The following is a 21,673-nucleotide window of genomic DNA, read 5'->3' on the forward strand; positions in this document are numbered from 1 at the left end:
CTGCGGCCTTCTTGGAGCCCGGTCGGTGAGTCTGCGCAGGAACCTTGGGGCGCCATCGGCTCGTGACCTCCCCCGTGAGATCTCTACGTGATGGCATCACTGGATAACCTGCTGTAAGGCCGGCGCGCGCGGCGCCGGTCGGTGGGCGATTGCGTGAGGAGCACGGTTGTGGGGACGGATTCCCAGGGGGCCGGGCGGCTGGTGGCCGGCCGGTATCGGCTGGCAGGCGTGCTGGGCCAGGGTGGGATGGGGGTGGTCTGGCGGGCGACCGACGAGTTGATCGGACGGGCTGCGGCAGTCAAGGAGTTGCGTACTCCGCCGGGGCTGTCGGCCGAGGAGCGGTCGATGTTCGGTGAACGGGCCTTGCGCGAGGCCCGTACGGCGGGCCGGCTCAACCATCCCGGTGTTGTGGCGATCTACGATCTCGTGCCGGCGACGCCTGAGGACGACGCCGCCTACATCGTCATGGAGCTGCTGGAGGGGCCGTCGCTGGCGGAACTCCTGGAGTGGTACAGGGCCCTGCCGCAGGAGCGAGTGGTCCATATAGCCGGGCAGTTGCTGGCCGCTTTGGACGCCGCGCACTCGATCGGACTCGTCCACCGGGACATCAAGCCCAGCAATGTCGTGGTGCTGCCCGGCGACCACGTCAAGCTCGTGGACTTCGGCATCGCCCACGCCATGGACGACACCCGCCTGACCCGCGACGGCATCACGGGCTCGACCGGCTATATGGCCCCGGAGTTGTTCCAGGGCGCTGATCCTTCTCCCGCGACGGATCTGTGGTCGCTGGGCGCGACCTTGTTCCACGCCGTTGAGGGACGCGATCCGTTCGCCCGCCAGACCCCCGCCGCCACCCTGCACACCATCCTCAACGACGACCTGCCGCCGCTGAACTGCCAGCCTCCGCTCTCCACACTGATCACCGGGCTCCTCACTCGCGCCACCACCGACCGGATGGCCGGCGAGGAGGCCGCCGCCCTGCTCCCATCCGCCACCACACCGCCCGCGGCAGAACCACCCCGCCCCGGCCAGGCAACGAGTGACAGCCCCACCACCGCGCCACCGCACATGCCGCCACACACGCCGTCGTCCATGCCACCGCACACGCCGTCAGTTCCGCCGGCACACTCCCCCCAGGCCACCTTCGCGAGCCACCCAACCGTCATCGGACAGCACGCCCAGGTCCACTACCCGCCCAACCCCATGCCGTACGGTCCACCGGCCCACCCCGCGGCCCCCGCACCCGGCGCGAAGAACCAAACAGTCATGTGGATCGCCCTTGCGGCGGTGATGGTGATTCTCCTGGGAACCGGAGCCTTCTTCCTCCTCAAAGACGACTCCAGTAAGGACGAGTCCAGCCAGGGCACAAGCTCTGAAGCGCAGGGGGAACAGACAGCGCAGCCGGGAAAAACCCCGCCCCAGGGCGACTCGGGGGATTCGGGGGATTCGGGGGATTCGGGGGATGATTCAGGGAACGGGGATTCGGGGAGTTCGGTCACCGGTGAAAAGACGTGGCCCAATCTGAGCCGGAACCACACCACCGACCCGGTCACCTACCCCATGACGCCTCCCGCCGGTGGCGACCACGACCCCGCCTGGCAGGACTGCAACGGTGACGTCTACAGCAGCGAGATCCACGACGAGAACGCCGTACACGCCCTGGAGCACGGCGCCGTCTGGGTCACCTACAACGACGAGGCCGCCGACGCGGACGTCACGGCGCTGAAGGCCAAGGTGGCCAAGACGCCGTACACGCTGATGAGCCCCTACAAGAACCAGTCGTCACCGATCACGCTGACGGCCTGGGGACACCAACTCGACGTCCAGAACGCGTCCGACGCACGGGTCAACGCGTTCCTCGAGAAGTACGTCCAGGGCGCACAGACCCCCGAGCCGGGGGCTGCCTGCACCGGAGGCGTGTCCTCGTAACCACTGCCGGAACACCCCGGTTGTCACGGCCGTGACCTCCCCTGCGAGACCTTTACATATCGACTGGCAGGGGTGCTGGGCCGGGGTGAACCAGCTGACGACAAACCCCGTGCTGCTCCAGCCGGCCACACCCGAATAAGCCGGAGACAAGCGCGCCGAGCTCAGTAAAGGTCAGGAGCGTACATCTCGCTGGTCCACGTCCTTCAGGACAGCGGCCACAGCTACGAAGTCGTTGTCCACGTGGAGCACGGTGTGACCGTGGTGGACCGCTGTCGCGCACACGAGGAGATCAATGGCTCCCGCGGCATGGTGCTGTCCGCGCTGCGTGAGCTTGTACTGGGCGGTGTCGATCCAGCGCCACGCGTTCTTCGGGACCGGTGAAAGCTGACACAAGGCGTCCAGTTCCCCAGCCAGCTCGTCGCGGTGGGCTGGGCTGGTCGCGGAGTAGAGGAACTCGGTACGCGTGGCCTCGCAGATATGGAACACGTTGGCAGAGATATGCCCCTCCCACGGCTGCAGGGCCCCCGGTGTGCGGAAGAGGTACCACAGCGCCGACGTATCCAGGAGGTACGTGATCATTCGAAGGCCGCCCACCGCGCGCGCTTCACAGCGTCGTGCGCGGCCGCCGCGGCCTCGAACTCGCCACGCTCACCTCGTGCGGCCAGTTTTTCGGCGGCTTCGAGCCGCTTGATACGCGCGACATAGTCCCGCAGAGCGGCGTTGACGGTGTCCTTCTTCGTGGTGGAGCCCATGAGACGCATCGCCTCGGCGAGTGCCTCGTCGTCCAGATCGATCTGCGTTACGGACATCTCCACCATCCGGAGTCGAGTTGGCGATGTACATAGTCAGTGTACATCGCCAACATTCACGCACGCCCGCAGGGCTTACCGAAGGCGGCTCGTGCGCCCGCCCCTCAGTAGGTCAGTCCTCCTCGCGGTCGTCGCCCCTGTCGTCGTCGCCCGAGCGGTCGTGGTGGTCGTCGGCCCGCACGGCCGTGACCTTGCCGAACCGGGCGTCGACGGTGACCTCGTGTTCGGCGCCCTTGGTGTCGGTGACTTCGATGTCCCAGGCGGCCGACCGACCGTTGTCGTCGTCCAGCTCGGCGGATGTCGCCGTACCGGGGATCTTCTTGAGCGCGGCGTCCACCGCCTGGCCGAGGCCGATCTTGGCGGACCTGGCCAGAGCTGCCTCGTCGTCGTTGTCGTCGTGGTCGGTCCTGTTCGCGGTGACCTTGCCGCTGGTGCTGTTCACCGTGACTTCGTGCTCGACACCCTTGGCGGTGAGGACGTCGACCTTCCAGACGGTCTTGCCCCGGTGTCCCTCGAGCTCGACGGACGTGACCTTGCCCGCGACCGACGCCACGGCCGCGTCGGCCGCCTGCTTCAGGTCGATCTTGGTCTTGGTGGCGGGCGTACCGTCGTCGTCGCGGTCCTCGTAGGTGGCGCCCGCGGCTGCGTGGGCGCTTTCGTACGTGCTGTCGTACGTGCTGTCGCGGGTGCTGTCGTGGCTGCCGTCGTCGGCGAAGGCCACAGCGGTCGCGGCACCGGCGCCACCGAGCACCACGGTGGCCGCGAGCACGGCGGCGACGGTACGGCGACGGCCGGTCAGCGAGCGCTTGAGGGACTTCATCGTGGGTGGTCCTTTCCTCAACTGCGGCCGAGCCGCAGGGGTGCCGACCGGGGTCGGCCTGACATGGACAACCCTGCGCGAGCGATCCTGAAGCCACGCTGAAGCTTCCTGAAGATCGCTTCAGGAAGGCATGCGACGCTGAGGGGCATGCGCCTGCTGATCGTAGAGGACGAAAAACGCCTGGCCACCGCCCTGGCCCGGGGTCTGGCCGCCGAGGGGTTCGCCGTGGACGTGGCCCACGACGGTGTCAGCGGTCTGCACATGGCGCAGGAGCAGGACTACGACCTGATCGTGCTGGACATCATGCTGCCCGGCCTGAACGGCTACCGCGTCTGCGCCCAGCTGCGGGCGGCCGGCGACGAGACGCCGATCCTCATGCTGACCGCGAAGGACGGCGAGTACGACGAGGCCGAGGGCCTGGACACCGGCGCGGACGACTACCTCACCAAGCCGTTCTCGTACGTCGTCCTCCAGGCCCGCATCCGCGCCCTGCTGCGTCGCCGTACCCGGGCCGCCGTCCAGGTGCTGAGGATCGGCGACCTGACCGTCGATCCCGGCGCCAAGCGCGTGGAGCGGGCGGGCGCGGAGGTCCCGCTGACCACCAAGGAGTTCGCGGTCCTGGAACACCTCGCGCTGCACGCGGGCCGGGTCGTGTCGAAGGCGGACGTCCTCGCCCATGTGTGGGACTTCGCCTACGACGGCGATCCGAACATCGTCGAGGTCTATGTGAGCGCCCTGCGCCGCAAGCTCGACCTCCCGTTCGGACGGCGTTCCATCACGACCGTACGAGGCGCCGGGTACCGCCTGGAAGCCGACGGCGGCCGCCATGCGTAGACCGTTCGCCTCCGTCCGCGCCCGCGCCGCGCTGGCCGCGACCCTGGTCGTCTCCGTCGCCCTGGTCGCCGCGGGCGTCGCCGTGGTCGTCGTACTGCGCCACAACCTGGTCGACCGGGCGAGCCTGGAGTCCGAGGTCGCGGCCCGTACGGTGGCGGGCGCGCAGGCCGCGCTGAACGGAGACTTCGGTTCCGTGCCCCTGCCCGACGACGAGGACCGGCCCGTCCAGATCGTCGACTCCGCCGGCAAGGTGCTGGCCGCCAGTGACGACCTGGACGGACGCGCGCCTGTCACGAACTACTCGCCCGCCCCCAAGGGCACCGCGCCAGAGGTCTCTTCTCACGGCGATGACAGCAGCCATGACGACGATGACGATGACGACCACGACAGCGCCCCGGCCCGGGGCAAGGTCGGCACGGACGCGGACCGCAAGGACCTCGCCGTGAGGGTCGGCGACGAAACCCACGACTACAGCTTCGCCGCCGTACAGGGAACGGCCTACGACGGCCGCACCTACACCGTCTACGCGGGCACCTCGCTGGAGGACGAACAGGCCACCCTCGACCAGGTCACCAGGGTCATGCTGATCGGCCTGCCATGCCTGCTGGTCGTGGTCGCCGGGGTGACATGGCTGGTCACCCGGCGGGCGCTGCGCCCCGTCGAGGGCATCCGTACGGAGATGGCCGAGATCACCGCCAGCGGCGATCTCTCGCGCCGCGTGCCCCAGCCCGACTCGTACGACGAGATCGCCCGGCTCGCCGCCACCACCAACGAGACCCTGACCGCGTTGGAGCAGTCCGTCGAGCGCCAGCACCGCTTCGTCGCCGACGCCTCCCACGAACTGCGCAGCCCGATCGCGTCCTTGCGCACCCAACTCGAGGTCGCCGTCGCGCACTCCGAGCTTCTGGACGTCGAGGAGGTGCTCGCGGACGTCATCCGCCTCCAGCACCTGGCAACCGATCTGCTCCTGCTGGCCCGCCTCGACGCCGGGGAACGTCCGGCGGAGGCCCGGGTCGACCTGGCGGTTCTCGTCCGCGAGGAGCTCGCGGAACGCACGGCGACGGACCGCATCGCCCCGAGCCTCAGCATGAGCGGCGCACCGCTCGACGTTCGCGGCAGCAGAGGGCAGCTGGCCCGTGTGCTCGGCAACCTCCTCGACAACGCCCAACGCCACGCGAGGTCTGCGGTCGGCGTCGAAGTCCGCGCCGACGGCGCGGACGCGGTGCTCATCGTCACCGACGACGGCCCCGGTGTGGCCGAGGCCGACCGCGTGCGGATCTTCGAACGCTTCGTACGCCTCGACGAGGCTCGCACGCGGGACGACGGTGGAGCGGGGCTTGGCCTGGCCATCGCTCGCGATGTCATAGAGCGCCACGGCGGGACGCTGGTGGTGGGGCAGGCATCGGGTGGCGGCGCGGCTTTCCGGGTCAGGCTGCCCCGTACGACCTGACCATCGGGCTACGGGCCGGCTGCGGCCCGGGCCGTAGCCGGCTGCGGCCCGGGCCGGGCGCGGACAGCCGCCGTGCCGCAGACAGCCGCCGTGCCGCAGACAGCCGCCGTGCTGCGAAACATTGGTCGTTTCCTGGTCTGCCGCTCTCTGTTTGCTGGGCTCGCTCTGGAGAGCCGGTTCCTAGGGTCGTAGCTGTCCCCCGGAGGGCCGGTTCACGGGCCTCCACGTGGCAGATCCGGTGAAGGCCGACCGACCACCCGAAGAGACATTTGCGCAGGTCAGAAAGTTGCCCTGACCTGCGCTCGGTGGGGCGGGTGGGACTCGAACCCACGGCCGACGGATTATGAGTCCTTCGAGGATCTTGGCGGCCCTTGCCTGTCCATGCTCATTCGTGACGCTTTCGCAGGTCAGGATGGGTGAGCCGTGTCGGCACCCCTTCGTCTTTGTCGGTCTGTTCCTATCCTTGTGTCCCGACCGCGTCCCGACACCGCCCTGATTGGACGACGCCACCGGCCTGACGGGGACGTCACACCAGCTCGGCGAGATGACTCGAACCCTGCCGCAGCGGATTTCCCTTCCAGCGAAGTCGGGGGGCGCGGGGAACCCGTCTTCGACGGCTCACAGGCGATGGCCGCCGAACTGCGCTCCCGGCCAGGTGGCGAGCACATCCGGCTGACGATCGGCGACTTCACCGAGGTACCAGTCGACGGCAGCTACTCGCTGATCTACCTCGCGGGCGGAACATTCTTCGAAATCCCCTCTCAGGAAGCACAGTTGCGCTGCTTCGAAGCGGCGGCGCGGCACCTGACACCGGGCGGGGTGTTCGTCTTCGACGCCCTGCTGCCGGAGACACTGTCCGCATCGCAGTCGGCCGCCGGCCGGGTACTGCCCACCTCCGACGGCTCGCTGGTCGTGCGGCACCGGCAGGTGGACCGGGCGGCGCAGCGATACGAATCCCACTACCTGATCGCTGACGGCCAGGAGCTGAACCATCTGCATGTCCGGTTCCGCTACGCCGGGTTCGGCGAACTGGACCTGATGGCAGCTGTACGTACCACGTCTCGGTCTACGAGCACGCCGACTTGCTCTGACCGGGCGCGGGGAAGGACGGCCACTGTGTGGCTCCAGATCATCGAGGTGGGCACCGCACTCGTGCTGCTCGCCCTGTTCGTCCTGTGGGGCGTGCGACGCGCCCCGCATCGACCGTTCGCCTGGGGCATGTACTCCGGCTCCTCCAAGGGATACCTGTGGACACCCGACGGTCCGGACGGCCGACGGCGGCCGGTGCGCCACCACGAACTGGGACTTGCCCCTGACAGCACCCTGCTCACCGTCCACGAACTCAACCGCCTGCTCCGCGCCACCCCACCACCGCTGACGTTCGACGGCCTGATCGTCGGCTCGGCGGGCAACTGGCGGGTCCGCTACGACGGCGGCGGCCCCGACAACCGGCTGTACGCGGCCCGTCTCACCCCCGGCACCGGACACGCCCGCCTGATCGCAGCCCTCAAGGAACTGCGATGATCACGCCGCACGGTCTGTCGGTCTCGGTGGCCGCCCCGGAGGGTGTCCAGCCTGCCCTTTTCCCGCCGCCCCGTTCGGCCTTACGCCCTCGCGGCCGCCAGAGGCCGGCGGCGGCGCCCGTTCTTCGCCCCGAGGCTGTGCTGTCCGTGAGTGTGAACAACGGCGGCGATGGCTGGGCCTCGGCTCTGTCAGTCGTTGCGGACCATGTAGGGGTGGGAACCGAATACGCCGGGAAGGGGCTGCATCGCCGGTGCTGGCGTGCTCGCCGCCGGCACCGGCGTCTGGATCGCACGTCACCTCCGCGCGGTAGTTGGCATCCATCTGGCTGCGGCTCCGGAACCAGCTACGCGTTCTGGGTCAGGAGACCGGCGTCGATGACCTCAGCGATCAGGGTGGCGCCGCGGCTGTTCTGGTGGATGTGGTCGGTCGTGAGCACGAGGTTTCGGCGCCGCGAGATCGTGTCGAGGTTGAGGCGAAGCACGGCGTGTTGGACGAGGACGCCGAGGCCCGCTGCGGGGGTCACCTCCCGGTAGGGAATCGGCGGTGGGTCCGCTTGGCGCAGTTCCTCGATCTGGCGTTCGTGGAGTGGAAGGTAAGTCACTTTGTTGGTGGTGGCGACTTCGGCGATCATCCGGCTGTACCGCTGCGATGCCTGCGCCGCTGCTCCGTCGAGTTGTTGGCCGAGAACCGGGAGCGACAGCAGACCGATCGTCGCGTCGGTCTCCGCTCGCAGTCGTTCGACGACGGCTCCCAGGCACTGCTGGAACCAGCCGGCTGACGGGCGTTCGGGGAGCTGTTTGCGCTTCATGGCCTTATCGACGCGGTAGCCGGCAAGGCTCGCTCGGGCGTCGTTGGTCCCGATCAACACGGTGATGACGTCGGGCGGGTTCGCGATGACGGCGTCGAGGCTCCGCAAGAGGTTGTAGGCGAAGTCACCGTTGGCGCCGAAGCGGGCAAGCTGCAGATCACCAGGAGGGTGGCGTCGTCCGAGGACGTCCAGGTAGTCGACGCTGATCAGCGCGCGGGTGAGGCTGTCGCCGAGGCAGGCGATGCGCGTCGTCATGATGCTTCCGGTCCCGGCACGCCGACGCGTTCGGTCGGGTGGGGGTCGGTGCGAGGACGGTGGTCGGTGCCGAGGCCGGCGGTGATGGTCAGGATGGACGTCGGCCCGGTCATGTCGACCGCGTGCCATACCCCGGCCGGGTTGATGGTGGACTCGCCGGGCCCGAGCAGAACGCGGTCGGGCACTCCGTCCAGGTCGCGGGTGACCGTAACCGACCCGCTGAGGCAGACGACCAGTTCGTCGCCGGCGGGGTGGTTTTCCCAATGGTCGCCGGGGCCGTCGCCGTCGAAGATCATCACCATCCGGCCCTCGGGGCCGTCTGCCGCAACCGCGGCGCTGTAGGCCTGGAGCGCCTCCGGGTCCCAGGCGAAGCCCTCGACGGGTTTCGCTGTCGATCCCAGTCCGAGGTGCACGGGGGTGGTCCGCAGGTCGATGGCGTTGTGTTCGTTGACGAGTCTCATGCCGACGATCGTCACACCGCAGCGATCGGGTGGTCTTGAAGGAATGGGAACACAAGCCGACGCGACGGGCGGTCGGTCGGCGACTACCCGGTCCCGAGGAGGACCTCGCTGTGACGCCAGGCCGTCGGCGTTCGGCCTGTGAACTCGCTCCAGTCCCGCACGAGGTGGGCCTGGTCGGCGTAGCCGGAGATGGTCGCCACATCGGCCCACGGGAGCGGGTCCCGCGCCGTCGCCAGGTCGTGCGCGTGCTCGAAGCGGAGAACGCGGGCGAAGGTTTTCGGCGACAGGCCCAGCTCGCCGCGGAACCGTTCGGTGAGGTGCCGGCGGCTCCAGCCCAGTTCCGCGGCGACTGCACCGACCTGGACGCAGCCCCGCGCGGCGACGAGGCGGCGCCAGGCCTCGGCCACCTCGGGGCGCATCCGCCGCACACGGTCGCTGCAGGCGCCACGACCGACAGCTCGCAGGAGCAACTCGTCCAGTACGGTGAACCGCGCCGCCCATGTCGATGCCGCTAGGAGCCGGTCGGCCAGTTCGACGCCAAGCGCTCCGAGAAGCTCGTCCAGTGGGACCAGTCGGTGGGCGAGCACAGCGGCGGGCATGCCGTAGATGGCCCGAGCCCCGAGCGGTGTCAGCGCCACCTTCACACCTTGCTGGCGTCCGTCGTGGTGGATCGCGACGGACCGGCACATCAGACCGCCGGCCACACTGCCGAATCGGGTGACCGGTGACCCGTCGCCAACGCCCGCCGCCACCTCCAAAGGGGCTGACAGGCTGATCACCGCAGTGAGAACGCGACTCGGCGGGCCGCAGTGCACCCCCGCCGGGAGCCCGCGAAGGTCGAAACTGACATACGAGTCGACGTACCGCCGCAAGGCGGGCGCCGGACGTGCACCGATCCCGGTGGCCATGCGTCAACCCCGAAGAAACACGACGCGACAAAGACCCGAGCAGCCTAACCACCGCGGACCAGCTGCCCGACACTAACCCCGAACAGCAATTCCGCGGCTTCACGGCCCCTTTCCGGCGTATTCGGGTTGCCACCCATGTACGACTACCAGGCAGCCTGACATCAGTTCCCCTACCGGCGCTTGCGATTTGGGGTGCCGGTAAGAACGCTGTCACCAGCCGCAAACGAGGGGTTTCACGTCCGGCGACGTGCGGCGGGGTCGCGTTCTGCGACGTGCCGGGCGACGGCGTCGACGCCGGGGCGGGCGTACCGCTCAAGGGAGCGGACGGAGGCGTGGCGGGAGCGGGGCCAGCAGCATCGGGGTGGAGATGCCGTCCTCGGCGTCGTGCGTCAGGGCACTGTGGCGGAGCCGGTGGAGCGTCCAGCCTCCAGGTGCTCGATGTCCTCGGGTGAGGCGAGGGGGTTGGCCAGCAGCCGGGTGTTCTCCTCGAAGATCTCCTCGGCCCGGCGGTAGGAGAGCCGGGCCCGGCCGGTCTCGGGGCACACGTCGAGTGTCGGCGTTCCGGCTGGGGCCTTCCGGTCGGTGAGGAACAGCGGGCCGCGGGTGCGGCGGGCGATGAGGCGGGGCAGGAGCTGGGCGGTGCCGGACTGCGACGTCCAGGCGCCACAGGGCGGCGGTCTGGTTCTCGGCCAGGGCCTTGGTGCGGTCCGGCGGTGCTGGCCGCCGCTCGATGCCGATCGTCGGGTTGCCGTCGATCCAGCCCTGGCGCTGCCACCAGCCGATCGCCTTGCGCGCGATGGACAGTTCCCGGTTGACGGTATCGGCGTCCATCTCGTCCGCCCGCGCCGCCGCCAGCTCGGCCAGCACTTCCGGCAGCGCCGGGTCGGGGTGTACGACGAGGGCGGGGCGGACAGGGGCACCACCCGGGCGCGCGGCAGCCGGAGCGCGCCCCCGCTTCCGAGTTCGGTCACCGGTTCGATCGCCACGCTCGCCCCGCCCTCCGGCACTGCCGCAGTAAATGCGTACACCTCGCCTGCGGCGGCCGGAGAACCCGCCGCAGATCGCGATGATCACGGTAGGGGCTCCGCCGCAGTAAATCCGGTATTTACTGCGGCAGTGTGGACCCACCGATGATTTTTGCGCGCCGCGCTGGCCCCGGCGTCCTAGCTCAGACACCAGCCGCAAAGTAGGTCTCGGGCAGCCGGACGAACCCCGCTTCCCGCGAGACGGCCCGGACGCGCTCGTGAAGGCGATCGCAACCCAAGGGGTCACTACGCGGTGTATCCGCCGTCGGCGACGGGGGCCTGTCCGGCACCGTATCAGTGGACGGTGAAGCCGCCGTCGACGGGGAGAGCCGTTCCGATGACGAAGCTGGCGCCGGGGCTGCACAGCCACAGGACGGCTGCTGCGACCTCGTCCGCGCTGCCCAGGCGACCGATGGGCTGTTCCTTGATGATCCCGGCCATGGCCTCGGCCTGGTTTTCGACCATGTCGGCGACCATCGGGGTGTTGATGACGCCGGGGCACACGGCGTTGATGCGGACGCCGCGGGGCGCGTACTCGACCGCGGCGCTGCGGGTCAGGCCGACGACGCCGTGCTTGGAGGCATGGTAGGCGGCGCGCTCGGGCAGCCCGACGAGCCCGCCCAGGGAGGAGCAGTTGACGATGGCGCCGCTGCCCTGCTCACGCATCTGTCGCAGTTCGTGCTTCATCGCCGCCCAGACACCGCGCAGGTTGACGGCGTTGACCTGGTCGAAGTTCTCGGCCGTCTCGTCGGCCGCGTCGGTCGGCGGCACCTGGATGCCGGCGTTGTTGAACGCCATGTCCAGGCGGCCGTACTCCGTCACCGCGGCCCGCACCGCCGCTTCCGCCTGCTGTTCGTCCGTGACGTCGCAGACGACACCGATCGCCCGCCCGCCGCGGCCGGTGATCTCCTTGGCCGTCTTGTGGACGGCGTCGGGGTCGAGGTCGGCCAGGACCACGGCGGCGCCGGAGGCGGCGAAGGCGCGGGCGGCGGCCAGCCCCATGCCGGAGGCGGCGCCGGTGACCAGAGCCACCTGCCCGGAGAAGTCGTAGGTGGGGTTCATGAGGGTTCTCCCGTCGAATCCGAAGAGTGAGGGTCAGGGGGGTGGGTCAGGGCTTCAGCAGGGTCTTGATGGCGCGGCGCTCGTCCATCGCCTTGAATCCCTCAGCAACCTGATCGAGCGGGAGGGTGAGGTCGAAGACCTTGCCCGGGTCGATCTTGCGGTCCCAGATGAGCTGGATCAGCTCGGGCAGGAACCGGCGCACCGGGGCGGGGCCGCCGTGCAGGTGAACGTCGGCGAAGAACAGTTCCTCACCGGGAAGCTCCACCCCGTGGACCACACCCACGTATCCCACGTGTCCGCCGGGGCGGGTGGAGCGGATGGCCTGCATCATCGATTCCTGGGTGCCGACGGCCTCGATCACACTGTGGGCGCCGTATCCGCCGGTCAGCTCCTTGATCCTGGCCACGCCCTCGTCACCGCGCTCGGTGACGATGTCGGTGGCGCCGAACTCGAGGGCGAGCTTCTGCCGCGACGCGTGCCGCGACATCGCGATGATCCGCTCCGCGCCCAGCTGCTTCGCGGCCAGAACGGCGAGCAGACCCACGGCACCGTCACCGACCACGACCACGGTCTTCCCCGGCCCGGCCTCGGCGGCCACGGCACCGAACCAGCCCGTCCCGAGTACGTCGGAGGCGGCCAGCAGCGAGGGGATCAGGTCGTCGTCCGGCGTCCCGGGGGTGGCCACGAGGGTGCCGTCGGCCAGCGGCACCCGCAGGTACTCCGCCTGTGCCCCGCCGGCGCCGACGTACTCGGCGTGAGCGCACCGTGACTGGTAGCCGGCCTCACAGATCTCACAGGTGTTGTCCGAGGCGAAGAACGAACCGACGACGAAGTCCCCGACCGCGAGGTTCCGCACCTCGTCGCCGATCTCGGTGACCACGCCGACGTACTCGTGACCCATCGGGGTCGGCTGTGTCACCTCGTTGATCCCGCGGTAGTCCCACAGGTCCGAACCGCACACGCAGGCGGCCGACACGCGGATGATCGCATCCGTCGGCGCCACGATCGTGGGATTCTCGCGTTCTTCCACCCGGACATCGCCCGGGGCATGAATGACAGCTCCACGCACTTGCGGCATTCCTTTTCACACAGATTTTCTGGGGTTCCTCCTCACCGTCCCTCGTCTCGCGGGTGCCTGCCAGGCACTCTCAGGGACCCCCTCATCAGGAACAGGCGTCCTAGCCTTGACGTCATGGAGTTCCAGCAGGAGATCCGGGGCTTTCTCATGAGCCGCAGGGCGAGGATCACACCCGAGCAGGCAGGGCTGCCCTACATCGGAGGCAACCGCCGCGTCAAAGGACTGCGGCGCGAGGAAGTCGCGATGCTCGCCGACCTCAGCGTCGAGTACTACACCCGCATCGAGCGCGGCCGGCTCGGCGGCGCGTCCGAGAGCGTCCTCGACGCGATCGCCCGTGCGCTGCAGCTCGACGACGACGAGCGCGCCCACCTCTACGACCTGGCACGCAGCATCGGCCCCGGCTCACTCCGCAAGCGCCCCAAGCGCCCCTCCTCCATCACCGCGTCGGTGAAGCAGGTCCTCGACTCCATGAGCGTTCCCGGCGTGGTGCAGAACGGCCGCCTCGACCTCCTCGCGGCCAACGACCTGGGCCGCGCTCTGTACGCCGACCTGTTCACCGGGGGCCAGCAGCCACCGAACCTCGCCAGGTACGTGTTCCTCGACCCGCGCGCGCAGGCCTTCTACGCCGACATCGACGAGGCGAAGAACCAGGTGGTCGCGATACTGCGCGCGACCGCCGGGCGTGACCCGCTGGACCAGCAGGTGACCGAACTCATCGGCGAACTCACCACCCGCAGCCCCGATTTCAGCACCCGCTGGGCCAAGCACAACGTGCGCCGCCACTCACGCGGACGCAAGGTCGTCCACCACCCGGCCGTCGGAACGATGAACCTCGCGTACGACGACTTCGCACTGCCCGGCGACCCGCACGTCTCCATCACCACCTACACCGCAGATCCCGGTACGCCCAGCGCTGATGCTCTCACCCTGCTGGCGACCTGGGCCGATACGCAGAAGCAGCCGCAGACCATCAGCAACGACGTACGCCGCATTCGCCCCCGTCACCCTTAGGTGTGCGATCTGCTCGGCCGGCGGATGCTTCGCGAGCGAGCAGGCCGCCACGGCGGCGAGTACGTGATCACGCCGCTACTTTGCGGCTGGTGTCTGAGCTAGGACACCGGGGCCGTGCTGGTCTGTACGTCGAATACCGACTCACGGGAGGCTGACGCCATGCGGAAACTGACCTTTGCCATGAACATGAGCCTGGACGGCTACATCGCCGCGCCCGGCGACGACCTCGGCTGGAGCGTGCCGAGCAACGAGCTGTTCCAGTGGTGGTCCGACCGGGTGGACGCGACCGGCCTGGCGCTGTACGGGCGCAAGCTGTGGGAGACGATGAGCTCCCACTGGCCGACCGCCGACAAGCAGCCGGATGCCACACCGGCGGCGATCGAGTACGCCGGCCGCTGGCGGGACATGCCGAAGGTGGTGTTCTCCTCTACGACCAGCACGGTCGACTGGAACACCCGTCTGGTCACCGGCGACGCGGTAACCGAGATCACCAGGCTCAAGGCCGACGACGGCGGCCCCATGGATATCGGCGGTGCCACACTCGCCGCGGCGGCCATGCGGGCCGGGCTGATCGACGAGTACGCGATCGTCACCCATCCGGCCCTGGTGGGCGGCGGCACGCCGTTCTTCACAGCCCTGGACAAATGGGTGAACCTGAGCCTGGTGGAGACCCGGACGTTTCCCGACGGCGTGGTGCTGACCAGGTACGAGACCAAGCGCTGAGCGCTCGACGTCGGATCGGCGCGGGCTTCGGGCCACCCAAGGATCTCGCGGCGCTGTCTTCCGAGGCGATCGTGATACCCCTGCCGGATCGGCCGTGTATGTAAGGGATCCCCAACCGGACACCGGTCAGCTCGTGCTGAGCGGGAGTCTGCTGGCCATGCCACGGCGTCGAACTCGCGAGCAGCGGATTCAGTCCGTTGGCCCAAAGCCCTGAATCCGCACCCCCGCTGCGATGTTTCCGCAGGTCAGAGACCTGTCGCGGTGGGGCGGGTGGGACTCGAACCCACGGCCGACGGATTATGAGTCCTTTGACGATCGTCCGTGATCTTCCCGATCCTGCCTCATGCTTCCCTTTTCCGCAGGTCAGCGCCGTATTTCCGTCCGGCAAAGACCCGCCCTTTCCTGATCTTTCCTGGTCCTTCCGGCCCCTGGCTGGCCCCTGGGCCCCTCTTGGGCCCCTACAGGCCCCTCTCGCCGGGCTCCTGGAGGCCGACCACTGCTGTGAGCAGGGGCATACCGAACAAGAGCGCAGCGGAGTGCCTTACCGACGAAAAGGGCTCCACCCTCTTCGCCCGAGGGAGGAGCCGGACGGCGTTTTCACAGGTCAGCCGCCTAGTAAGAGCGTAGTGCGTCATTACTCCATTCGGGCGCATATCCCACTCCCACTGGGTTACCCAGGGAAAACGAACAGGGTATGAGCAGAGTGCAGCCCGGTGTGGTCGGTCTGGCTCTCCACTTGCAAGAAAGGGCGACGGCGATGACGACTCCCGGCAACCTGCCTGCCCCTGAGCAGGGGCTCCTCCTCACCCACTTCCTGACCGTGCGCGACGTCGCGAGATCGAGGCGCTTCTACGCCGACATCTTCGGCGGCGAGGTCGTGCTGGAGGAGAACCCAACCATCGTGAAGGTGGCTAACAGCTGGATCATCATGAACCCTGGAGGTGGGCCCACCCCGGACAAGCCTGGTGTGACCCTTGCGCCGCCGGAGAACAGTGACACCGTGGCCAGCTTCCTGAACGTCCGTGTCGCCGACATCGACGCCTTTTACGCCGCCGCTGTGGCCAGAGGAGCGGAGTTCCTCACGGAACCCCTCGACCGCAAGGCCGAACTGCGCTGCTATATGCGCGACCCCGACGGTTACCTCATCGAGGTCGGCCAGGCCACCGGCATGCGCCAGGGAGTCTTCGCCGACCGTTAACTCAAACCACTCTGCTTCGAGGGCACCACCTCGCACGTCCCAGCCGCCTCCCGGGGCGTGATCAGGTCATGCACCAGCCAGAATCACAGCCCATGCCGTATGCATCGAACGGCAGGGGATCCGCGCCATCGCCGATGGCCTCTCGCAGAGGCTTGCCGAAGGCGGTCAGATAGACGTGGTCCTTGCCGAGCTCGTCACGTCGACCGTTGAGCAGATCCTCAAGCTGGCACGCCTTCGCGAACAGCTCAGGCTCCGTACGGCGCATCTCCTGCCACCTCTCAGGACGATGGAAGGGGCAGAACCAGCACGAGCTCTTGGGCGGCACCGGCAGACCTGCTGAGCGGATGATCCGAGCACAGTCGATTCGACGGATACCGCGCTCCAAGAGCGGGTACTCGATCCGCTCATGCGGTTCGCAGTGACGTGTGTTCGCCCGGTGGATCTCATCCAGGGTGATGCCAATGCCAACCGTGGCGGGATACTCTGCGCTGGCACCGCGCCGCTTGAGTTCGTCACCAACAACCTTGATTTTGAACTCGACCGTGCACGAGCGAGTGCCCGGCGCCCCGTTGGACATCCGCACAGGGACTTTTAGCGAACGGGAGCCTTCTCGAGTCAGGTCCTGGTACAGCGTACGGACCTCTCCGGTGCGCTTCATAACACGGTCCACCACGGCCAGTTCAAGGCCGTGCTCGACGGCGAACGGCAAGGCGTACTGGTGCAGGTACCGGACGGTCCCGGGATTCTCAGAGTCGTCGCCGACGTTGGCCATGATGAACGTGCGGTAGTCCAGCTCGCCACGGGCAGCGAGCACGAGGGCCGCCATGGACTGCCAGCCGCCGCCAAAGCTGAAGGATCGGACATTGCGGCGTATGGCGGCGAAGCGAGGGAGTGCGCGGACCGCCTGGTTCTGGCGCCTCGGGAGGTAGGAGGTCTGCCGCGTGACGGCATCGGCGGATTCTTCTGGAGGCATACCTGGTACCTCTGCTTGGGGCGGCCCCGGCAGAATGCCGGGGCCGCGAATTGTTCAGTTCGTCTGGATGCCGGTGCGCTATGTGTCCTTCAACCGTCGGGCCCGGTTCTTACGCGCAGTCTCAAGCAGCCCCCGCGGATCGACTTCGCTGTTGATGGCGTAGTTGAGTACGTCGGCCAGTTCGTAGTCAGGGTCGGCGGTGAGGGCCTGCGTAAGGGCAAGTCGTGCGGCGAGGATGTCCTCCTGCCGCCATGCGATCCATGCGAACAACGTGAGAACGGGCACCGCGGCCTCGGTGTAGGGCGGGATGCACCGGCGGGCGAGGAAGGCCCAGAGACGCCGGGCATGGGGAAGGTCGTCGTCCTCGGCGAATTCCATGCCGTGGTCGTGCGCCAACTCATCGTGTAGACCGTGGATGAGCCGGGCGGCTATGTCGTCCGCGAGTTCCGTGGCACCGTCGCGGAAGGCGCTCATCGCAGATTCGAGCAAGGCATTCGTGGCACGGAGTACGACGTCTTGCCCTTCGTCGGTGAGGCATTGAGAGCTCCATGCCGCGGCCTCGTTGTCGAGCGCACGGCGCTGTTGCTCAGTGCGATCGGCATCGTCTGGCTGGAACTCCTTCGCGATCTCCGAGGTCCGCCGGCCAGGTGAGAAGCCGAGTCGGATGAGCTGTGCAGCGGCACTGTTGGGGTCATCGAGAGCAGGGAGGGGTTCGCCCTCACAACATCCAGGCAGATCGCAGCTGTATGCCCACCAGCGTCCCTCAACAAGTCCGAGAGTCAGCTGCGGGGTGCCACGGTGTTCGGCGATCGCATCGACCAGCCAGTCGGCCATGCTGCGAAGGAGTTCGGCAGTGTCCTCCGCGTTCTGGCCAGGCCGAGGGTCACGGCAGAGATAGATGATGACGTCACAGTAGAAACCCTTGCCTTTGGCGAGGGCGTAGCGCATGAACTTTCGTGCGGCAATGTGGGCAATCTCAAGCCAGTGGGTCGGGTCCTCAGGCAGTGGGCAGGTCATACTCGGCCCATCGATGAAGCGGGGTCCGGGACAGTGGAAGACGATGCTGTCGTCGGGGTAGTGGCCGAGTATGAATGGCAGGACCTCGGCGACGTTGGCCATGCTGCGGATGGTGAGCTTGCGCTGGGGAGGAATCACTCTTCGGTCTCCTTGTTCTTTGGGGCCGTGCCGGTCTTGTCGGATGGGGGTTCTTGTCGGTGGAGCGCCCCTTCTTCGTTCCGGGTGCCGAGTCCTGGGCGTTCGGCTGGGCCTTGGCGGCGTAGCTGACGGTGCGCGCGAACCTGGGCTTCTTGGTGAGCGCAGGTATGAGCTGGTCGTGCAGGAGGCTGCTAACCGCCGTCGTCAGGTCCTTGGCGTGGCGGGTCGGGATGGTGCGGTGCCAAGTGCGTCCCGGCTGTAGGCGGGCGTCGTTGGCGGCCTGGGCTTCGGCTTTCTCCTCTGCGGTGCCAGTCGGGAGCGGCGGCAGATTGGGACCTGCGGTGATCCAGGCTTGGATGATCAGGTCGCCGGACTGGAGGCGTAGGCCGATGTGGTGGCCTTCGGGGTGGGTGTAAATGGCGGTGCGGTCGGGGGTGTCGGTGTCCTCCTTGATCCAGGGCGGTTCCAGGTAGGGGGCGAGATCGTCTATCGGATAGGCGGCACTGGCGGTCTTGGCCTGCACGAACGAGGGCCTGCGGGGTCGTCGTGCGGGGGTGGCTCGGGGTCGTACGAGGTCGTGCTCATCGGTCATGCGGCGGCCGTCTCCATGAGCTCGTCCAGGAGACGGAAGGCACGGCGGGAAGCGACGATGGCGGTGGCGGTGCCTACGTACTTGTCGCGTTGCTCGAAGGCGTCCTTGGCTTCGGCGAGCGTCTTGGCGTAGCCGCCGTCTTCGAGGGCGATGGAGTCGGCACACCCGATGTGGGCGCGCGGGCCGAGGTCCCAGATGATCGTGTTGACGGCGGCGCAGGCTGCGGCGAGGGCGTCAACGTCGTTGCCGTACCAGTGGTAGTCGTGTGGGTTGAGGCCGAAGTCGCGGAGACGTTGGGCAACGGAGCGGAACATCGTGCCCGAGCCGACGGCCGGGTCGCGGATGGCCAGGTTGGGCCGGGCGAATTCCTTGTCGACGAGCATGTTGGCCATCAGGTCTGCGACGCACGCCGGCGTGTGGTACTCGCCGCGCCACTTCTTGTCGCTCTTGTGGCGCAGGCCGGTGAGGAGCGGGCTGAGGACATCGGACTCCGCGCGCATGTATGGGTCGTCGTGGCCGGTGAGGTCCAACAGGCCCTGGTTGATGACGCGGTGGGTGACGGCCTGGACGGCCTGGAGCTGCTGGGTGTCGGGGTCGGGGTTCCAGGCCCAGTCGTGCAAACGCAGGGCGCGGTTGATCAGGTCGGGGCGCTTGACCCAGTGGCCGAGGTAGATCTCTTTGAAGAGTTGGGGCAGTTCGTGCGGCTGGCGGTTGAGTATCCAGTCGGCCAGACCGTTGCCGATCTCTGCAGGCTGGCGAAGGAGCGCGAGCGCGGCGACGGTTCCGATGGGGATGTCGATGCTGCTGCCGCCGTAGCTCTGGTACCAGGCGTCGATGACGCTCTCCGCGATCTCGCGGGCGTGGTCGTGGGGGTCGCGCGGGGCGAAGCCCTTGCGCCAGGTGGTCTTGACGGGGGCTCGTACGGCGGTGTTCGACTTGGGCGGGGCTTTCTTCGCCCAGCTCGGTATGGGCCGGGCCTCAGCAGGCGCGGCGGCCCGTGGCAGGGCCATGTCATCATCGGACACGGAGTCTCCTCTGGGTGCGCGCATGGAGCCGCCCCGGTGCGCGGTGCGCTGCCGGGGCGGCGTGGGGTGCTGAGGTGGCGATCAGTCGGATGGAGGCTTGGCCTCGAGGCGGGCCACGAGGCCACGTATCTCGACGGCATTGGCTGCCTCGGGGTGCCCGGCCTGCCGAAGGCCGGTGACGAGGAACATGAGGGCCAACTCGTCGATGTCCATCTCTGCGGTCAGCTTCTCGAAGCTCAAGTGCCGGAGGTCGGTGGGGCGGTGTACGTAGCCAACGCGCAGGGTCTGTTCGATTTCTTCGAGCGTGGCTGCTGTCTGCTCTTCGGTGAGATTGAGGAGGGAGGCCCAGGCGCTGAGTGTGGTGTCGTCTACCGGGAACTTCACGGTGCAGTTGGCCTTTCAGAGTCGGCTGACCCGGCTCGCGGAGGGCGGTCCGGGTGCGGAGGGGTCAGGAGGGGGGCTTGTCCCGGTAGTCGGGGTGGCAGGCAGCCCACAGCCCGCCGGGGAGCGGCACGGTGATCACGCCCCACCCGGCCCAGCGCATGACGGCGAGATAGCCGAGGCGGCCGCCGGCGAAGCCGCTGCGGCCTCAGGTCGTTGCCAAGCTCCTGGGCGACCACGGCGGCGCGCTTCATCTGCGCTGCGGTGGCGTCGTTCACTGCGCGGAAGAGGTTCATCTGCCGCTGGTAGCGGTTGCCCTCCTCCACCATCTCGCCGGCGCCGAGGAGCAGGCCGCCACCCGCGAGCAGGTTGGTGGTGGAGATGCCGCGTCTGCCCACGCCAGCCATGGCGCGCTGGAGTCGGGACATGGAGCGTGCCCCGTCGTCTCCGGTTGCTCGAAGGCTGGCACGAGCGGCCGAGGCGCGGGCGGAGATCCGGTTCAGCTCGCCGACAGCCGAACGCACAGAGCGGTTGAGCGCGGCGAACTGGCTGGCGAGCCGGACCCCGCTCGCGTCCAGGCGGGCGAGGGACCGGTGGGCGGCGTCGGTACGGTCGGCGAGGGTCCGCATCTGGCCGGAGGCAGCGCGAGTTCCCGCGATCAGGTCGCGGACTTCGGCACGCATCGCCACGGTCAGGGTGAACCCGGCCACCGCAGGTCGACCTCCTTACATAGTCGTGCGGGGGTTGATCAGGGGAGTTCGCGGTACTGCGCGCGTGGCAAGAGTTGGATCTTCACGCCGTAGCCGGATCGGTCCTGGGGGACGTGGTCACGCTCCTGCTCGATCAGCTCGCAGCCGGGGCAGCGCAGGGTGTCAGTGACATAGGCGTGGGGGTCACCACCGCGCTTGTGGTCCCACTCCTCCAGCCGGGTGTGGCACTCAGGACACACCGACCGCTGCCACTCCACCCACGCCACCGCCTTGGCCCGGTCCAGCTCCGTCCACCGACCGTCGCCGCCGAGAAACTGCGAGTGGGGGATCCGGAACCGCTCGCACAGCTCCAGCTCGGTACGCAGCTGCGGGTCGCGGCTCAGTCTTTTCCCAACTCCACCCGGCTTTCCTGCTGGACCTGCCAGACCGCGTCCCACAACGCGTTGGCGTCCGGCGCCGACCAGGTGTTCAGCAGCTCCTCAGCTTCCTCACGGCTCATGCCGTCTACCGAGGCAGCCGCGACCAGCGCCGCGGGGAAGGTGTCCGGGTTGAAGACCGCGCCCTCATTGTTCTGCTGCTCGGTTGGCGGATGCTGAGCAATCAGCTCCTCGAGCACCGGACGCGGCAGGGCACGGAAGGTGAGGAAGTCCGACGCGGCATCCAGTGCGGCCTTGGCATCTTCGTACGCGGCAGCAGTGACATCAGCCTGCTGGACGGCCTGCTCATCACCGGGATTGGCCTCGGCCACGAAACGGGCACTCCTGGCAGCCTGCTCGGTCTCCGCAAACCGCTGGCGCAGCCGGTCGTCGTCGCAGATTCGGAGTTTGTTCTGCGGTCGGGCGCGGTGGCGCAGGCGGTCCATCTTGGCTTCCCAGGCCCCCTCCGCCGACGAGGCAGTGGAGAGGGACGGCGGGCGCTTGGCCGGAGAGGGGCGAGTCATGC

General features: G+C 68.3%; 23 protein-coding genes. 7 read left to right on the forward strand and 16 right to left on the reverse strand.

What is annotated here, in order from left to right; all coding sequences use genetic code 11:
- Positions 1 to 168: 168 nt before the first annotated feature.
- Positions 169 to 1,929: a DUF3105 domain-containing protein gene (locus ACWDSL_RS03775; protein ID WP_450481378.1), complete on the forward strand. Its 1,761-nt coding sequence runs from the start codon at positions 169 to 171 to the stop codon at positions 1,927 to 1,929.
- A gap of 171 nt (positions 1,930 to 2,100) precedes the next feature.
- Here the strand turns inward: ACWDSL_RS03775 and ACWDSL_RS03780 are convergent, their stop codons facing one another.
- The 3 genes from ACWDSL_RS03780 to ACWDSL_RS03790 form a co-directional block, all read right to left on the reverse strand.
- Positions 2,101 to 2,508 (reverse strand): PIN domain-containing protein, encoded by a 408-nt coding sequence (locus ACWDSL_RS03780; RefSeq protein ID WP_450481380.1) that lies wholly within the window; start codon positions 2,506 to 2,508, stop codon positions 2,101 to 2,103.
- Entirely contained in the window at positions 2,505 to 2,738 is a 234-nt protein-coding gene (locus tag ACWDSL_RS03785) for a type II toxin-antitoxin system VapB family antitoxin (RefSeq protein ID WP_450481382.1), read from the reverse strand. Before ACWDSL_RS03785 ends, ACWDSL_RS03780 begins: the two co-directional genes overlap by 4 nt.
- Positions 2,739 to 2,850: 112 nt before the next feature.
- The gene (locus ACWDSL_RS03790; RefSeq protein WP_450481383.1) at positions 2,851 to 3,558 is read right to left on the reverse strand and encodes a PepSY domain-containing protein; all 708 of its coding nucleotides are present in this window, start codon (positions 3,556 to 3,558) and stop codon (positions 2,851 to 2,853) included.
- A gap of 147 nt (positions 3,559 to 3,705) precedes the next feature.
- Here ACWDSL_RS03790 and ACWDSL_RS03795 point away from each other — a divergent pair, with 147 nt between their 5' ends.
- The 3 genes from ACWDSL_RS03795 (at position 3,706) to ACWDSL_RS03805 (ending at position 7,366) form a co-directional block, all read left to right on the forward strand.
- A complete protein-coding gene (locus tag ACWDSL_RS03795; protein ID WP_450481385.1) occupies positions 3,706 to 4,392 on the forward strand; it encodes a response regulator transcription factor in 687 nt (228 codons plus the stop codon).
- On the forward strand, positions 4,385 to 5,842 hold the full coding sequence (locus ACWDSL_RS03800; protein ID WP_450481387.1) for a sensor histidine kinase: 1,458 nt from the start codon (positions 4,385 to 4,387) through the stop codon (positions 5,840 to 5,842). Before ACWDSL_RS03795 ends, ACWDSL_RS03800 begins: the two co-directional genes overlap by 8 nt.
- 627 nt (positions 5,843 to 6,469) lie before the next feature.
- Entirely contained in the window at positions 6,470 to 7,366 is an 897-nt protein-coding gene (locus ACWDSL_RS03805; RefSeq protein ID WP_450481389.1) for a hypothetical protein, read from the forward strand.
- 343 nt (positions 7,367 to 7,709) lie between these two features.
- Here ACWDSL_RS03805 and ACWDSL_RS03810 read toward each other — a convergent pair whose 3' ends face one another.
- The 6 genes from ACWDSL_RS03810 to ACWDSL_RS03835 form a co-directional block, all read right to left on the reverse strand.
- Positions 7,710 to 8,429: an SGNH/GDSL hydrolase family protein gene (locus tag ACWDSL_RS03810; RefSeq protein WP_450481391.1), complete on the reverse strand. Its 720-nt coding sequence runs from the start codon at positions 8,427 to 8,429 to the stop codon at positions 7,710 to 7,712.
- Positions 8,426 to 8,890, reverse strand: a complete 465-nt coding sequence (locus ACWDSL_RS03815; RefSeq protein ID WP_450481393.1) for a cupin domain-containing protein — start codon at positions 8,888 to 8,890, stop codon at positions 8,426 to 8,428. Before ACWDSL_RS03815 ends, ACWDSL_RS03810 begins: the two co-directional genes overlap by 4 nt.
- Before the next feature lie 83 nt (positions 8,891 to 8,973).
- A complete protein-coding gene (locus ACWDSL_RS03820; RefSeq protein ID WP_450481395.1) occupies positions 8,974 to 9,798 on the reverse strand; it encodes a helix-turn-helix domain-containing protein in 825 nt (274 codons plus the stop codon).
- A 389-nt stretch (positions 9,799 to 10,187) separates the two neighbouring features.
- A complete protein-coding gene (locus ACWDSL_RS03825) occupies positions 10,188 to 10,343 on the reverse strand; it encodes a hypothetical protein (RefSeq protein ID WP_450481397.1) in 156 nt (51 codons plus the stop codon).
- Positions 10,344 to 11,117: 774 nt separating this feature from the next.
- Complete coding sequence (locus ACWDSL_RS03830) at positions 11,118 to 11,885, reverse strand: glucose 1-dehydrogenase (protein WP_450481399.1); 768 nt, start codon at positions 11,883 to 11,885, stop codon at positions 11,118 to 11,120.
- Between the two features lie 46 nt (positions 11,886 to 11,931).
- The gene (locus ACWDSL_RS03835) at positions 11,932 to 12,954 is read right to left on the reverse strand and encodes a zinc-dependent alcohol dehydrogenase family protein (protein WP_450481401.1); all 1,023 of its coding nucleotides are present in this window, start codon (positions 12,952 to 12,954) and stop codon (positions 11,932 to 11,934) included.
- Positions 12,955 to 13,077: 123 nt separating this feature from the next.
- On the opposite strand from ACWDSL_RS03835, the gene ACWDSL_RS03840 reads away from it, so the two are divergent.
- The 3 genes from ACWDSL_RS03840 (at position 13,078) to ACWDSL_RS03850 (ending at position 15,895) form a co-directional block, all read left to right on the forward strand.
- Positions 13,078 to 13,974 (forward strand): helix-turn-helix transcriptional regulator, encoded by an 897-nt coding sequence (locus tag ACWDSL_RS03840; RefSeq protein WP_450481403.1) that lies wholly within the window; start codon positions 13,078 to 13,080, stop codon positions 13,972 to 13,974.
- A 159-nt stretch (positions 13,975 to 14,133) separates the two neighbouring features.
- A complete protein-coding gene (locus ACWDSL_RS03845) occupies positions 14,134 to 14,697 on the forward strand; it encodes a dihydrofolate reductase family protein (RefSeq protein WP_450481405.1) in 564 nt (187 codons plus the stop codon).
- 757 nt (positions 14,698 to 15,454) lie between these two features.
- The gene (locus tag ACWDSL_RS03850; RefSeq protein ID WP_450481407.1) at positions 15,455 to 15,895 is read left to right on the forward strand and encodes a VOC family protein; all 441 of its coding nucleotides are present in this window, start codon (positions 15,455 to 15,457) and stop codon (positions 15,893 to 15,895) included.
- A 61-nt stretch (positions 15,896 to 15,956) separates the two neighbouring features.
- Here the strand turns inward: ACWDSL_RS03850 and ACWDSL_RS03855 are convergent, their stop codons facing one another.
- The 7 genes from ACWDSL_RS03855 to ACWDSL_RS03885 all read right to left on the reverse strand — a co-directional run bounded on the left by ACWDSL_RS03855 (position 15,957) and on the right by ACWDSL_RS03885 (position 21,671).
- Positions 15,957 to 16,868 (reverse strand): phosphoadenosine phosphosulfate reductase, encoded by a 912-nt coding sequence (locus ACWDSL_RS03855; protein ID WP_450481409.1) that lies wholly within the window; start codon positions 16,866 to 16,868, stop codon positions 15,957 to 15,959.
- 78 nt (positions 16,869 to 16,946) lie between these two features.
- Entirely contained in the window at positions 16,947 to 18,023 is a 1,077-nt protein-coding gene (locus ACWDSL_RS03860; RefSeq protein ID WP_450481411.1) for a DUF4192 domain-containing protein, read from the reverse strand.
- Between the two features lie 588 nt (positions 18,024 to 18,611).
- Positions 18,612 to 19,640 carry an N-6 DNA methylase gene (locus ACWDSL_RS03865; RefSeq protein WP_450481413.1) on the reverse strand — a complete coding sequence of 343 codons (1,029 nt, stop codon included), beginning with the start codon at positions 19,638 to 19,640 and terminating at the stop codon, positions 18,612 to 18,614.
- 81 nt (positions 19,641 to 19,721) lie between these two features.
- The gene (locus tag ACWDSL_RS03870) at positions 19,722 to 20,024 is read right to left on the reverse strand and encodes a hypothetical protein (protein WP_450481415.1); all 303 of its coding nucleotides are present in this window, start codon (positions 20,022 to 20,024) and stop codon (positions 19,722 to 19,724) included.
- The gene (locus ACWDSL_RS03875; RefSeq protein ID WP_450481417.1) at positions 20,021 to 20,731 is read right to left on the reverse strand and encodes a hypothetical protein; all 711 of its coding nucleotides are present in this window, start codon (positions 20,729 to 20,731) and stop codon (positions 20,021 to 20,023) included. The genes ACWDSL_RS03870 and ACWDSL_RS03875 overlap by 4 nt, the downstream gene beginning before the upstream one ends.
- A gap of 38 nt (positions 20,732 to 20,769) precedes the next feature.
- Positions 20,770 to 21,168 carry a TFIIB-type zinc ribbon-containing protein gene (locus ACWDSL_RS03880; RefSeq protein WP_450481419.1) on the reverse strand — a complete coding sequence of 133 codons (399 nt, stop codon included), beginning with the start codon at positions 21,166 to 21,168 and terminating at the stop codon, positions 20,770 to 20,772.
- Entirely contained in the window at positions 21,111 to 21,671 is a 561-nt protein-coding gene (locus ACWDSL_RS03885; RefSeq protein ID WP_450481421.1) for a hypothetical protein, read from the reverse strand. Before ACWDSL_RS03885 ends, ACWDSL_RS03880 begins: the two co-directional genes overlap by 58 nt.
- Positions 21,672 to 21,673: the final 2 nt, after the last annotated feature.

It is taken from the genome of Streptomyces sp. NPDC000941 (genome assembly GCF_053599555.1).